Origin of the sequence: Mycetohabitans endofungorum, assembly GCF_002927045.1 — a bacterium.
Classification (GTDB): Bacteria; Pseudomonadota; Gammaproteobacteria; order Burkholderiales; family Burkholderiaceae; genus Mycetohabitans; species Mycetohabitans endofungorum.
In genome coordinates this window covers 146765-160772 of record NZ_PRDW01000002.1, presented here as the reverse complement: position 1 = coordinate 160772, position 14008 = coordinate 146765, and the positions used below count along the sequence as shown (strand labels likewise).

Here is a 14008-nt window from a genome sequence, read left to right as displayed (position 1 = left end):
GATGATGTGACGCATTCTCATTACACGTCTGCAACACGCTGCAGGGCTATCACACGCCATTTCGCAGTATCCGTCAGAGTACGCAGCCGGTATGGCTTTGAGTCCACCATGGTTTGAGGCCCGGCTTGTTTCGCGTCCGGCACGGTTTGGGGCGCAGCAATAAAAAAGGCCAGTGGCCCTTGTCGGGCACACGGCCTTCTCTTTGTGGGCAATCCGTGGTTCGGCACGCCCTCGCTATAACCGCTTGCGCGGCTTCCTGACTTATTGCTGAATCAAATACTGATCCCGATTCTTTCCAGCAATCCACTTCGGCGGTTTGCCACGACCCGACCAAGTGCTGCCACTGGCAGGGTCGCGATATTTCGGCGCCACACCTGCACGAGGCCGTCCCGCCTTCGCCAGCTTGCCCCGGCCAAAGCCGAGATCAGCCAGCGTAATACCATAATCGGCCATCTTTTGTTTGATGTCGTTGACAACTTCAGCAAACTCTTTGGCCTTTGCCTCTTCGATTTGCTTTTCCAGCTTTTCACGCTGTGCAAGAAGCTCTTTGTACGATGACATAGGGGTCCTTGGATAGTAGACACGACTCGGTTCTGCGCCCGTTAAGTCGCTCCAATAGAGATGAGATCACCTCGGAATAGTACCAGGTGAATTTAACACAAAATGCGACTGAGACAAATAGCTGATATACAGATTCAGCATTGGATTGAGGTCATGTTACAAAAGTATGCTCGCGCGACTGCCTATTACAGCGGCGAACGCAGTGGAGAACCACTGGTCAACAATCATCCGGAGGCCGTGGCAATCGACGTCCAGTTTCGATTTTATTCGATAAACTGCTAAGGTGCGGGCTCTTGTCTATTGACTAGTTCGGACTTTTCCTGACTACTGAGAAGCGAGGCACTATTCTACTGACGACGAATGGTCAGATTAATTAATACGTCGGGGTTTAACCCTTTCAGCAGAAGAATGCGCACGCGTTCGTGTTTCAAATAATTTCGCGTAGCGAACGCGCCACCGTCCGGGAAGTCGGGCATTGGGCCTCACAGCACAGCACAGCACAGCACAGCACAGCACAGCACAGCACAGCACGCAATAATCTTAACGGCTCGCTGGCGACGCGGGTATCAAGCGTTCGCTAAAATAAGTGATCTTGCCGCGTGCTGGACGCGGTCCCGTTCACTTCAGCTCGGCGCTGCCCCATTCGACGGGCTCGCCGCGGGGTTCACTTGTGTCAGATCAATACTTTTCGAATGTGCCTGACCCGGCTGCCACGTCACCCTCCTCCACCGCGCGGCGATTGCCGCGCTCGGCACTATGGCGCGCGCGCATCGCGACGATGGCGGTCTTCTTCGTGAGCGGCATGCTGTACGCGTCGTGGGGCGTAAATATACCGACGATACGCGACAAATTCGCACTGGACGCCGCACAATTGTCCGTCGCGCTACTTGCAGTGGCCGGCGGTTCGATTGCGGCGATGCTGCGTGTCGGGCCATGGCTCGCGAAGGTGGGTACGCGCCGCGCGTACCTGATTACCGGCCCCGCGATGGGAGTCAGTGCGTCGCTCGTGCTCACCATGCCTTCCTATATTGCACTGCTGGCCATGCTCGCACTGTTCGGGGTCACGATGGCCACCGTCGATGTCGCAATGAATGCCGAAGCCAGTGCGGTCGAGAACGCCGCTGCCAAGCCGATCATGTCGTCGTTGCACGGCATGTGGAGCATCGGCGGCATGGGCGGGGCGGCTGCCGGTGCGGCGTTGCTTGGCCTAGGTATCGCCCCTGAGCTGCATATGGCTGTGGTGTCATTGATAGCCACCGCGGTCCTACTCGCGGCGCGTGGCCGCGTGTTGCCGCATGTCACCGAGAACAGGCAGCCGCCGCCGGGCAAGCCACGCAGCGGCTCGCGTGAGTTGGTGCTGCTCGGCAGTGTCGCGCTGATCGCGCTGATCGCCGAAGGTGCAATGTACGACTGGACGACTGTTTATATGCGCGACATCGTACTGACCAGCCCCGCTTTTGCAAGTACAGCGTACGCGTCGTTTTCAGCCGGCATGGCCGTTGCACGATTCGCAGGCGACTGGATCCGCGCCCGTCTCGGCGCGCCCCAACTCGTCTGCATGAGCGCGTTGCTCGCCTGTGTCGGCATGGTGATCGCGTTGCTGCTGCCTTTTCCGTATATCGTGCTGACCGGCTTCACGTTGATGGGACTCGGCATGGCGAACATGATGCCGGTACTGTTTGCCGCGGCGGCCAACGTCAAAGGCGTGCGCGCAGCGCAGGGCTTGGCACGCGTTGCGGGAATGGCATATGTGGGATTGCTGGTGGGCCCTGCGCTGATCGGTGGCGTGGCTCAAGCCACGACGCTACCGATTGGACTATCGATTGTCGCGCTGTGCGCAGCGCTGGTCGCCGTCGTCGGGCCGCGGGGCCTGAAACGCATCGGACTGTGAACCGGTCCTACCCATATCGCGCGCAATTGCCGACGCACTTTGATAATAGCGTTCTGAGGTTGTCGTTGTCCGAGATATTGCCTGAACCCCTGTGTAGTCGATGGCGATATAGGTGAAAAAGCACACGCGCCGCATCGGCGCGTGTGCCCTAGGATAAGCGTGGAACGCGTCAAGCGCGGCCCGCCGAGTTACATCTTCACCACGTCCAGCACCGACTTCTTGCCGGCTTTGTAGTTATACAGTGAGATCACGCCGTGTTTGAGGTCGCCCTTCGCATCGAACGTAGTCTCGCCGATCACGCCCTTGTAGTCGGTATTCGGCATCGCGGCCAAAATCTTCGCCGGATCGGTCGAGTTGGCGCGTTTCATCGCGTCGGCAATAATGTACACCGCATCGTAGGTGAACGGCGCATAGATCTGGATCGACTGACCGAAGCGCTTTTCATACTTGGCCTGAAACGCCTTGCCCCCTTTCATCTGCTCGAGCGCCATGCCTGCTTCCGAGCACACAATGTTGTCGGTGGCGTCACCCGCCAGGTCCGACAGCTTGTCGGTACACACGCCGTCGCCCGCAAGGATCTTGGCCCGCAAGCCGAGTTGCTTGGCCTGCTTGGCGAACGGACCACCGGTGGCGTCCATGCCACCGTACATGATCGCATCTGGGTTCTTGCCCTTGACCTTGGTCAGGATCGCGCGAAAGTCCACAGCCTTGTCATTGGTCGCATCATGTGACATCACCTTCAGGCCGAGCGACTTGGCCGTCTTCTCGAATTCGTTGGCTAAGCCCTGCCCGTATGCCGTCGAGTCGTCGACAATCGCCACGGACTTGATCTTCAGGTTCTTGGCCGCGTAATTGGCTAACGCCGGGCCTTGCTGCGCATCGGTCCCCACCACGCGATACGTCGTCTTGAAACCCTGTTGGGTGTACGCGGGATTGGTCGCCGCCGGAGAAATCTGCACGATGCCCGCATCGCTGTAGATCTTGGAGGCCGGGATCGACGTACCCGAGTTCAGGTGACCGACCACGCCCACGACCTTGTCATCGACCAGCTTTTGCGCGACCTGCGTGGCGGTGCGAGGGTCGGCCGCATCATCCTGTGCATCCAACTCGAGCTTGACCTTCTGGCCATTGATTATGAGGCCCTTGGCGTTGATTTCCTCGATAGCTAGCCGGGCGCCGTTTTCGTTGTCCTTGCCCAGGTGAGCGATACCACCGGTCAACGGCGCGACGTGACCGATCTTGACGATTGTATCCGCCGACGCGCCGGTGGCAAAAGCGGCGCACAGCATGGCCGCAGCACTGACCGGCAGCAGCTTGTGAAGCTTGATGGTCATGTACGTCTCCAGTTTCGGCCCCAGAATTCCGGCGTGCCTGCCCCGTGCCATGCCAGATGCCGAAACACTGGCGTGAGCAGCCGTGCCTGACGCATCGTCATGCACTTAGCAAGCCTGAAACGACGCGCGTTTTTGACAAGCGACGTCACAAGCTGCGCGCCAGTGTAGGCCATCAAATTAATTTAGGGGAATGCTTTGAGATTATTCATTCCGGTCACCGCCACAACGCAATGCACCGGCGATGCGCGCGCAAAAATTGAAATGGTGTCACACTGACCAACCCTTTCCATTCGGTTCTTTTTAGTGACTCGGAGATCAACGTGACTACGCATTCGACATGGCATGACATTGCTACCGACGACGGAACGTTCCAGGCGTATCTCGCGCTCCCGCACACCGGCAAGGGTCCCGGGATCATACTGATCCAGGAGATCTTTGGGGTCAATCAGCACATCCGCGAAGTGGCCGACCAGTACGCGGCAGACGGCTACGTAGTGCTGGCGCCGGACATTTTCTGGCGCAGCGAGCCGCGAGTCGAACTCGGGTACGAAGACGCGGATCGCAACCGGGGCATCGCGCTGATGCAGCAGGTCGACTTCGGCAAGACGCTGAAGGACCTCGCCTCGACTGCACAGGCGCTGCGCGCGCTACCGGAACAAGATGGCAGGATCGCCGCGATCGGTTACTGCTTCGGCGGGCTGCTCGCCTACAACATGGCCGCGCACGGCTCGGTGGACGCCGCGGTCGCCTATTATGGCGGCGGCATCCAGAACCAGTTGGACCGCGCGGCACAGGTGCATGTGCCGATATTGTTTCACTATGCCGAGGAAGACGCGAATATCCCGCTATCCGCGGTGGGTCAGGTAAAGGAGCGCTTCACGGGCCGGAACAATGCCCAATTCCATCTGTACCCGGGCGCACACCACGGCTTCAACTGCACGCATCGCGCGACTTACCAGCAACGCGCAGCCGCGTTGGCTCATGGGCGCACGCTGACTTTCCTGGTCGAACATCTGTAGCCGACCGGCAGCACAGTCGGGCGGATGTGCGCGGGGAACAGCTCGGCAACGAGCGCACCGGACCGTCCGCGCCAAGCGCCGGGTGTATTACGCGGCGGCGCGGCACAGCATAGCAAGTTTGGGCGTTGCTGCGACCAGTGAAATCCCCGAGATAGCCGCCGGCACGCTACCGTGCGCCCTCGCGTATCGCACACTCGACAGCCTGCACACGCGCCGCATGCACGGCCTCCTTAATGCGGGCCGGCTCGCCGGCCGTGCGTTGCGCGATGGCGCCGGCGTCGACGCCGCGAGCGGCCATCAGTGCGACGCGCAGTCGTTCGGCCTGGGGATAAGGATGAGACGCGAAATTCAGGCGCCCGCGCAAGTCCGCCTCGCAGGCCTGCAGCGCCTGCGCAAACCGCGCAGGCTTGCGCAGCGCGTCGCTGCGCTCGAGCATGCGTACCAGCGCGGCCGCCCCCATCTCCATCACGTGATGGACGTTGCCGTGTTCGCGCGCCACCAACACCGCCAAGTCGCGGCAATCGTTGGGAACCCTGAGACGTTCACACAGCGGCAAGATGCGCTCGACGCTACGCACCTCATGTCCAGTGTGGCGTGGCAGCACATGGGATGGCGTGTCGGCCTTGCCTAAGTCGTGCGTGAGCGCGGCAAAGCGTACCGGCAGCGCATAGTGCCGCGCCGCCGCATAGTCGATCACCATCATCACATGCACGCCGGTATCGACTTCCGGATGATAGTCGGCACGCTGCGGCACGCCGAACAGCCTCGCCACTTCGGGCAGCACGCGCTCCAGCGCACCGCATTGGCGCAGTACATCGAACATCCGCGACGGCTCGGCCTCCATCAAGCCGCGCGCGAGTTCCTGCCATACGCGCTCGGGCACCAGCGCATCGGCTTCGCCCGCCGCGACCATCTGCCGCATCAACGCCAGCGTCTGCGGCGCAACGGTGAAATCGGTAAAGCGCGCGGCAAAGCGCGCCACCCGCAGAATGCGCACCGGGTCCTCGGCGAACGCGTCACTGGCATGGCGGAACACACGCGCCTGGAGATCCGCCTGGCCGTTGAATGGATCGATCACGGGCCCGTGCAGCGTACCATCGGGCGACACCGCCCGTGCCATCGCATTGATGGTCAGATCGCGCCGGGCCAGGTCCTGCTCCAGCGTCACGTCCGGCGCATAAAAAAACTGGAAACCGTGATAGCCGGCTGCCGTCTTGCGCTCCGTGCGCGCCAACGCATATTCCTCCTGCGTGCGCGGGTGCAGGAATACCGGAAAGTCCTTGCCGACGGGGCGAAAGCCCTGCGCCATCATCTGCTCGGGCGTCGCCCCGACCACCACGTAATCGCGATCTTGCACCGGCTTGCCCAGCAACTCGTCGCGGATGGCGCCACCCACTGCGTATACGTTCATTAGTCGTTCACCCTCTCGCGCTCATGCGCATCGCGCTGTAGCGCGATGCGTACGCTCACGCACCCTGATTCGTCACGACGTGGGCAGGATCACGCCCAGGCGCGCCTTCAGCGACTGCGGCCGGCCCTCGAACAGCACGCCATAGTAGGTCGTGTTCGACAGCACGTTCTTCACATAGTCCCGCGTCTCTGAAAACGGGATGGTTTCCGCGAAGATCGCTCCCTCCACTGGCCGGTTGAAACGCTTTTGCCACTGGCGCGGCCGGCCGGGCCCGGCGTTATAGCCCGCCGTCGCGAGCACGGCTGAGCCGTCGAACTGATTGTAGATCATCGACAGATAGTTGGTGCCGAGCAAGATGTTCGTGTCGATGTCGTTCATCTGCATACGCGACAGCGTGCCTAGGCCGATTTTCTTGGCGACCATCTGCGCGGTGGCTGGCATCAGCTGCATCAAGCCGCTCGCACCGACGCCAGAGCGTGCGTTGATGATAAAGCGCGATTCCTGCCGCATCAGCCCATATGCCCATTCGACGTCCAGCCCGGTCTGCTGCGCATCGCGCTCGACCGTCTGACGGAACGGTGACAAGTAGCGCAGCGTGAAGTCGTGCTGCGATTGCGTGCGATCCGCGGTGTTCACCGCGCGGTCGTACAGTTGGATGCGACGCGCATACTCGGCGGCGGCGAGCAATTGCCGATCGCTCATCGGGCGCAGCGACCAATTCCATTCGCGATTGCCTTCCAGGCGCAGGTTTAGTGCATAAAAGCGCTGCGCGAGCGCGAAGCCGGGCACCTTGCTCATCGCCTCAACTTCCACATCGGTGACCTCGGTGCGCGGTGGAACTGTCGTCTTGCGACCGAGTTCCTCCGCGGCCAATTGGCCGTAAAAGTGGAACTGCGATGCGATCGATTCGTATTCCTGCGCGGCGGCCTCCTCGTCGCCGACCTGCGCCAGCGCCCGGGCATGCCAGTAGACCCACGCAGGTTGTGCACGCAACGTTGGCGGCATCTGCTCGATGCTCCAGCGCACCATGGCCCAGTCGCCGACCATCAATGCACTGCGCACCCGCCATTCGTAAGACGGCGGGCTCAACAGCGTGCCGCTCGTCAGGCGGTACCAGTGCGCAGCCGCCGGCATCTGCTTGATGGCGCCCTGGTATGCGATCGTTCCCCAGCCAAGCGCACGCTCCTGAGGCGTAAGCGCTTCGCTAACCGACGCGAATGTCGTTGCGGCCAGCGCTGGGTCCTTGCGCGCCATCGCTGTAATCGCGACCAGCGCCAATTGGTGTGCCGCTGTATTCGGCGCAATCCCGCGCGCCAAATACAGCGGCGCAGAGGACGTCGCCTGCTCGTACAACACCGAATCGGGCCGGTCGCTGCCGAGCGCGTCGACAAGCTTGGACGCCAGGCTCGAGTAGCCTTGCTCGAGTGCCAGCCGGATCTGTGCCCATACGTCATCGGCGCTGAACTGGCCACGTTGCGCCAGATAGGTGATCAGGTCGATGCAGCCGTCGCCATACCATTTGGGCTCCACGAGCAGCGCACGCGCCGCGTCGGCGACATCCTGGCGCCGTGCTGCCTTGGACTCGAGCGCGTAGCATTTGACCTGCGTATCGTCGTCGAGCACAAACCGTGCATATTGGGCGTCGAAATTGCGCCAATCATGGCGCGCGCCGAGCACCGCGAGGTAATCGCCGCGCATCCGCTCCGCAATCGCCTGACCATCGTAGCGCGACAGGAAATCGAGCACCGGTGCGTCATCCGCATCGACACGCGCGTGGCCCTGGTCATCGAACAACGTGGGCTTGATCTGGAAGTACGTCAGATACGACGCAGCGGGATAATCGGGAATCAATGCCGCCAGCCGTGTGGCGCCAGCCGCATCGTTCCTGCGTGCCGCCTCACGAAGCTGCACGAATATCTGGTCCGGATCGGACGGCACGGCGCCAGGCAGCAGCCGTACCGCAAAAGCGCTGCCGCACACGACAAAAAGCGCCGCCGTCAACGCGCCTGTGACCGCGCGATATACTCGGTGAACACGCACGGGTATCTTCTTTTTCACGTTTAAACAAGGACTCTGCCAGTGATCAAAAGCATAGCACGCGAGCCAGGACTGCTGAGCGAAGAAAACGCAACGCGATCGTCGCTGAAGACGGCGTTGCGCGCCAAGTTGCTGGCCGAACGCGAGCGCTTCGCCGGCACGCCGCAGCGCACGCGGGCCGACGTCGAATTGGCGCTGCGCCTGGCCGATGTACTGCAGCGGTATGCGCCGCGTTGCGTGGGCCTGTTCTGGCCAGTTGCCGCAGAGTTCGACGCGCGACGCGTGGTCGCGCACTGGCTGAGCGGCGACGCTGCGCGGCGGGCGGCATTACCGGTTATCGTCGCGCCGCACGCGCCGATGGCCTACCACGCGTGGACACCCGGCTCGCCGATGAAGGAAGGGCGCTATCGGATTCCCGTGCCGGCGCACGAAAACAGCGTCGTGCCGGACCTGCTGCTCGCGCCATGTGTTGGCTTCGACGCATCACGGTACCGGCTCGGCTACGGCGGCGGCTATTTCGACCGGACGCTGGCCGCCTGGCCGGCGCACGCGGTCCCGCCGGTCACCGTGGGGATCGCATATGAATGCTCGCGGGCGGACTCACTGCCGCACGAAGCGCACGACTTGCCGCTGGACGTCATCGTCACGGACGCGCTCTGCTATTGATCGCCGCCCGGCGCGCTCAGAGCGACGTCGCGGCGCGCGCGGCCGTATCGTAGAGGCCTGACGCGGTGCGCAGCAACTGCGCGGCGTCACCGATCTGCGCATTGTCCAGGCCGGCCTCGGCCAACGTCACCATCAAGCAACTCTCGCGCACCTCGCGATACTTCAGGCAAAGCTCGCGGCCGGCCTCGGTCGCCGAAAAAAACACCTCCTTGCCGGATTTCTCGCTGGCCACGTAACCGCGCGCGACCAGCTTTTTCAGCGCGTACGTCGCCACGTGCGTATCCTCGATGTTCAGCACGAAACAGATATCCGCCAATTTCTTCCTGCGCTCGCGATGTGTCACATGATGCAGCAGCGACACCTCGATTGCCGTCATGTCCTTGGCGCCCGCCGCGGACATACAGCGCACCATCCAACGATCGAACGCGTGGCCGGCCAGGATCAATCCATATTCGAACTCAGACAGCTCTGCACTGGTTTCAGACATGAGGTGTTCTGACGAGACAATCTTCGTTGGCGTGCGGATCATGCCAAATGACCGTGGTTCGTTGCAGGGCCTTCAGTATAGCGGCGGACAAGCGCTTGGCGATGTCTCGTGAAAACACTTATTGATAAATTCTCTATATTTTATTGACAATACGAGATAAAAATATGCCTGAGGCACGCGCGGATACGCGTCCCCTTCACCAGAATGCATGGCTATGGAGGCGAATCAATGATGACTGCACCAAGAATTTTCCCGCTGGGCGATCAGGCACTGGTGTGCGAGCTGCCACCGCCGGCCACGCTCGCGTACCAGCAGCGCGTGTGGCATGTGGCCCGGATGGCACGCGACTGGCCACATGTGCTGGACGTGGTGCCTGGCATGAATAACGTCACCCTGGTGTTTGACCCGCTACATGCCGATCCGGACGGGTTGGCGATACAGCTGCGCGGCGCTTGGGCACGAGCCCCGGCCGAGGAGACGGCATGCCGCGTCGTCGAGATCCCGGTGCGCTACGGCGGTGAGGCGGGACCGGACCTGGAAAGCGTGGCGCGGCACACCGGCTACTCACCCCGCGAAGTGGTCGAGCGGCACGCCGCCGGTGAATACGTTGTGTTCTTTCTCGGTTTCCAGCCCGGATTCGCCTACATGGGCGGACTCGACGCAAGCTTGGCCACGCCGCGGCGGCACGAGCCGCGATTCGCGGTGCCGGCCGGATCAGTGGGCATCGGCGGCGAGCAGACCGGCATCTACCCGGCCACGTCGCCGGGCGGCTGGCAATTGATCGGGCGCTCGGACATGGTGCTGTTCGATCCAGCCAGGACCCCGAGCACGACACTGCTGCCAGGCGATAAAGTTCGCTTCACCATCGCGGAGGTGCTGGCATGAAAGATGGACGGGCTTGCGCTGCGGCGCTGCAGACGCGCAATGACTGGGCAAGGGGACACGCATGATCGAGGTCATCCGCGCGGGGACGCTGACGAGCGTCCAAGACCTGGGCCGCACCGGCCATCGCCAGTGTGGCGTGTGCACCGCCGGCGCGCTCGACACCGTGGCGCTGCAGGTAGCCAACCGGCTAGTGGGCAACGTCCCGGGGGCGGCAGGGCTCGAATTGACCCTAGGGCCGGTGGTGCTGCGGTTCCCGCGTGCCACACGCATCGCGCTGACCGGCGCCGACTTCCACGCCACACTGGATGACCAGCCTGTCTACGCATGGCGCAGCCTGCCGGTGCAAGCAGGACAAACCTTGACGCTGCGCGCGCCGTCGATCGGCATGCGCGGCTACTTGGCGATTGCCGGCGGCATCGATGTGATGCCGATGCTTGGCTCGCGCTCGACGGATTTGGGCGCGCATTTCGGCGGTCTCGCGGGGCGGGTATTGAAGGACGGCGATCGCTTGCCGGTGGCGCCACTGCCCGCGAGCGCGCGCAACCCCGCATTCAGCCCGGAAGCGCCGGCGTTCGGGGTCAAGCCACCATCGTGGTGCGCACTGGAGCATCTTGAACAGGGCGCCGGTCACCGGCTCGGCGCCATCGCGACGCGCGTGCGGGTCATACCCGGCCCCGAATATGCAAGCTTTTCGACGCAGGCCCACGCCGCGTTCTGGAACGAGGACTGGTCGATCACGCCGAACAGCAACCGGATGGGCTTCCGGCTGGCCGGCCCGGTGCTGGAGCGGCAAAGCCCAATCGATCTGCTGTCGCACGGCGTGCTGCCGGGCACCATCCAGGTGCCACCGAATGGGCAGCCGATCGTGCTGATGAGCGACGCTCAGACCACCGGCGGCTACCCGCGGTTCGGCAGCGTGATCGCCGCGGACTTGTGGCTGCTCGCGCAGGCTCGGTTGAACCAACGGGTTCATTTCATCCAATGTTCGTTGGAACAGGCGCGCAACGCACTGGCGGAACTCAACAAATATTTGCGCCATATCGAGCTGGCCATTGCACTACAGCAGGAGCGCTGTAAGGCTGCGGCATGAATTGAAGGCAGGGACATGGAAGTCGATCTGAACGCCGATCTCGGCGAGGGATGTGGTAACGATGAAGCGCTGCTCGAACTAGTGAGTTCGGCGAACATCGCGTGCGGCTGGCATGCAGGTGGCCCCAGCATCATGCGTCAGAGTGTTCGCTGGGCCATCGAGAAAGGCGTGGCAATCGGCGCGCATCCCAGCTTCAACGATCCGGAGAATTTCGGACGTGCCGAGTTGGCGCTACCGCCTTCCGATGTCTATTCCGGCATGCTGTATCAGCTCGGCGCCCTTGCCGCAATCGCGCATGCCGAAGGCGGCAAGGTGGCTCACGTGAAGCCTCATGGGGCCCTATACAACATGGCCGCGCGCGATATCACGCTGGCCAATGCGATCGTTGCCGCGGTGCGCGACTTCGACCCATCGTTGGCCGTGTTCGGTCTGGCGAACAGCCGCCTGATCGAAGCGGCCCGGCGTGCCGGACTGCTCGCGATCGAAGAAGTGTTCGCTGATCGCGGCTACCTGTCCGATGGCTCGCTGGTGCCGCGCAAGCTGCCCGGCGCGCTGCTCGAGGACGAGGAGGCGGTGTTGGAGCGCACGCTGGTGATGATCCGGGACAAGCGCGTGAGGTCCGTGGACGGGCAGTGGGTGATGTTGAACACCCAGACGATCTGCTTACACGGAGACGGTCCGCACGCCCTCGAATTTGCCCGCCGCATCCGCGCGCGGCTGGCAAATGAAGGCATCCGGGTTGACGCAGCCCGCCACGTCGCGATGGCGGTGGGCTGTGCACCCGATGCTTGACAACACAGCCCGGTCCATGAAGCCGGGTTTTTCATGCTTGTTCACCACCGCTGGACTTGCCAATTGGAGATCTCATGCAAACTACCCTCAATCTTTGGCCACTGCTCGGAGTGGCCGTCATCATTGCCGGCTTCGTGCTGCGCTTCAATCCGATGCTCGTGGTCACAGCCGCTGCGATCGTGACAGCCGCCGCCGCTCACTATCCGCCGGCCAAGATCCTCGCGGAAATCGGTATCGGCTTTGTTAAGACGCGTAACCTTCCTCTGATTATCCTGCTGCCGCTCGCAGTCATCGGCTTGCTGGAGCGTCACGGGCTGCGCGAGCGGGCTCACCAATGGATTGCCGGCATCAAGTCCGCCACTGCGGGACGCCTGCTGATCGTCTACCTGTTCGTGCGGGAAGTGACCGCCGCGGTGGGCCTGACCGGCCTGGGTGGTCATCCGCAGATGGTCCGTCCGTTGATCGCGCCGATGGCTGAAGGCGCCGCGCAAACGCGCTATGGCGTGCTTGCCGATGCGGTGCGATACAAGCTGCGGGCGTTCTCCGCAGCCACCGACAACGTCGGGTTGTTCTTCGGTGAGGACGTGTTCGTGGCATTCGGCGCGATCGTGCTGATGACCACCTTCCTGCATGAGGCAGGCATCGACGTGGTGCCATTGCACGTCGCGCTGTGGGGTATCCCGACCGCGATCTGCGCCTTTCTGATCCATGGCACGCGGCTGTACCTGCTCGATCGGTCGTTGGATCGCGAACTGCTGACCCAGCCCCGCAGCACGGGCGCCCAACCCCTCCAACCAAGCGGAGAATAAGCATGATGCTGTCGATCAACTACCTCTACTGGCTGGTGGGCATCCTACTGGCGATCGTCGCGGGCATGATCGTCACCGACACCACGCACCCGAAGCGCTGGCTAGCCGGCACATTCTGGGCCCTGGCAGCCATCATCTTTCTGGTCGGCGAGCGCCTGCCGGCTGAACTGGTCGGCGCCTTCGTCATCGCGATGGCGCTGATCGCCGGATTCGGCGGTGTGACCGGCGGCAAGACGAAAATGTTGTCAACGGAGTTGCGCACGGCGAGCGCGAAACGACTCGGCAACAAGCTGTTCCTTCCAGCGCTGACGATCCCGGCCATCACCGTCGTGCTCACGCTGGCCGCGCCGCACCTGAATGTAGGCGGCACGCCGTTGCTGGACCCAAAAAACGTCACGCTCGTAGCGTTCGGTATCGGCTGCCTCGTCGCCGTGGCGTTCGCGTGCCTGCTCACGCGCGACACGCTTGCGCAGTCGACCCGGGAAACGCGGCGCCTGGTCGATGCGCTGTCGTGGGCGGTGCTGCTGCCGCAGATGTTGGGCATGCTGGGACTGGTGTTTTCGGATGCCGGCGTGGGCAAGGCGGTCGCCCACTTGACGACGGCCTACATCAACATGGACCTGCGGGTGATCGCGGTCGCGGTGTACTGTATCGGTATGGCGCTCTTTACGGTAGTCATGGGCAACGGCTTTGCCGCGTTCCCGGTAATGACCGGCGGCGTCGGCGTGCCGGTGCTGGTCGGCGTGTTCCACGCCGATCCGGCGGTAATGGTCGCCATCGGCATGTTCTCAGGTTATTGCGGCACGCTGCTCACGCCGATGGCCGCGAACTACAACATCGTGCCGGCGGCGCTGTTGGAGTTGCCCGACAAGAACGCGGTGATCAAGGCGCAAGTGCCGACCGCGCTGGCAATCCTCGCGGCCAACATCGTGCTGATGAACGTACTTGCGTTCCGATGAACGCACTTGCACTCCGCGTTTAGCACGCGATGCGCAGGTATCGGCGTCAGTTCGACGCCGGTACTCA

General features: G+C 62.6%; 13 protein-coding genes. 8 read left to right on the top strand and 5 right to left on the bottom strand.

Annotation, left to right across the window (positions count from 1 at the left end; translation table 11 throughout):
* Nucleotides 1-261 precede the first annotated feature (261 nt).
* Nucleotides 262-561, bottom strand: coding sequence for an H-NS histone family protein (locus B0O95_RS02425; protein WP_041753907.1), 300 nt, complete (start codon nucleotides 559-561; stop codon nucleotides 262-264).
* 694 nt (nucleotides 562-1255) lie between these two features.
* On the opposite strand from B0O95_RS02425, the gene B0O95_RS02420 reads away from it, so the two are divergent.
* The gene (locus B0O95_RS02420; protein ID WP_199180411.1) at nucleotides 1256-2452 is read left to right on the top strand and encodes an MFS transporter; all 1197 of its coding nucleotides are present in this window, start codon (nucleotides 1256-1258) and stop codon (nucleotides 2450-2452) included.
* 188 nt (nucleotides 2453-2640) lie between these two features.
* On the opposite strand, the gene B0O95_RS02415 is transcribed toward B0O95_RS02420, so the two are convergent.
* Nucleotides 2641-3786, bottom strand: a complete 1146-nt coding sequence (locus B0O95_RS02415) for a branched-chain amino acid ABC transporter substrate-binding protein (RefSeq protein WP_104076466.1) — start codon at nucleotides 3784-3786, stop codon at nucleotides 2641-2643.
* 320 nt (nucleotides 3787-4106) lie between these two features.
* On the opposite strand from B0O95_RS02415, the gene B0O95_RS02410 reads away from it, so the two are divergent.
* On the top strand, nucleotides 4107-4805 hold the full coding sequence (locus B0O95_RS02410) for a dienelactone hydrolase family protein (protein ID WP_104076465.1): 699 nt from the start codon (nucleotides 4107-4109) through the stop codon (nucleotides 4803-4805).
* Nucleotides 4806-4971: 166 nt separating this feature from the next.
* Here B0O95_RS02410 and B0O95_RS02405 read toward each other — a convergent pair whose 3' ends face one another.
* Nucleotides 4972-6216, bottom strand: coding sequence for a multifunctional CCA addition/repair protein (locus tag B0O95_RS02405; RefSeq protein WP_104076464.1), 1245 nt, complete (start codon nucleotides 6214-6216; stop codon nucleotides 4972-4974).
* Between the two features lie 72 nt (nucleotides 6217-6288).
* The gene (locus B0O95_RS02400; RefSeq protein ID WP_104076605.1) at nucleotides 6289-8262 is read right to left on the bottom strand and encodes a lytic transglycosylase domain-containing protein; all 1974 of its coding nucleotides are present in this window, start codon (nucleotides 8260-8262) and stop codon (nucleotides 6289-6291) included.
* A gap of 33 nt (nucleotides 8263-8295) precedes the next feature.
* On the opposite strand from B0O95_RS02400, the gene B0O95_RS02395 reads away from it, so the two are divergent.
* Complete coding sequence (locus B0O95_RS02395; protein ID WP_233203038.1) at nucleotides 8296-8919, top strand: 5-formyltetrahydrofolate cyclo-ligase; 624 nt, start codon at nucleotides 8296-8298, stop codon at nucleotides 8917-8919.
* Nucleotides 8920-8935: 16 nt separating this feature from the next.
* Here B0O95_RS02395 and B0O95_RS02390 read toward each other — a convergent pair whose 3' ends face one another.
* Nucleotides 8936-9448, bottom strand: a complete 513-nt coding sequence (locus B0O95_RS02390; protein ID WP_104076463.1) for a winged helix DNA-binding protein — start codon at nucleotides 9446-9448, stop codon at nucleotides 8936-8938.
* A gap of 189 nt (nucleotides 9449-9637) precedes the next feature.
* On the opposite strand from B0O95_RS02390, the gene pxpB reads away from it, so the two are divergent.
* The 5 genes from pxpB to B0O95_RS02365 all read left to right on the top strand — a co-directional run bounded on the left by pxpB (nucleotide 9638) and on the right by B0O95_RS02365 (nucleotide 13941).
* Nucleotides 9638-10291, top strand: coding sequence for a 5-oxoprolinase subunit PxpB (pxpB, locus tag B0O95_RS02385; RefSeq protein WP_104076603.1), 654 nt, complete (start codon nucleotides 9638-9640; stop codon nucleotides 10289-10291).
* Nucleotides 10292-10352: 61 nt separating this feature from the next.
* Nucleotides 10353-11381, top strand: coding sequence for a 5-oxoprolinase subunit C family protein (locus B0O95_RS02380; protein ID WP_104076462.1), 1029 nt, complete (start codon nucleotides 10353-10355; stop codon nucleotides 11379-11381).
* A 15-nt stretch (nucleotides 11382-11396) separates the two neighbouring features.
* Nucleotides 11397-12173 (top strand): 5-oxoprolinase subunit PxpA, encoded by a 777-nt coding sequence (pxpA, locus tag B0O95_RS02375; protein WP_104076461.1) that lies wholly within the window; start codon nucleotides 11397-11399, stop codon nucleotides 12171-12173.
* Nucleotides 12174-12247: 74 nt separating this feature from the next.
* Nucleotides 12248-12982 (top strand): DUF969 domain-containing protein, encoded by a 735-nt coding sequence (locus B0O95_RS02370; RefSeq protein ID WP_104076460.1) that lies wholly within the window; start codon nucleotides 12248-12250, stop codon nucleotides 12980-12982.
* 2 nt (nucleotides 12983-12984) lie between these two features.
* On the top strand, nucleotides 12985-13941 hold the full coding sequence (locus B0O95_RS02365) for a DUF979 domain-containing protein (RefSeq protein WP_104076459.1): 957 nt from the start codon (nucleotides 12985-12987) through the stop codon (nucleotides 13939-13941).
* Nucleotides 13942-14008 lie beyond the last annotated feature (67 nt).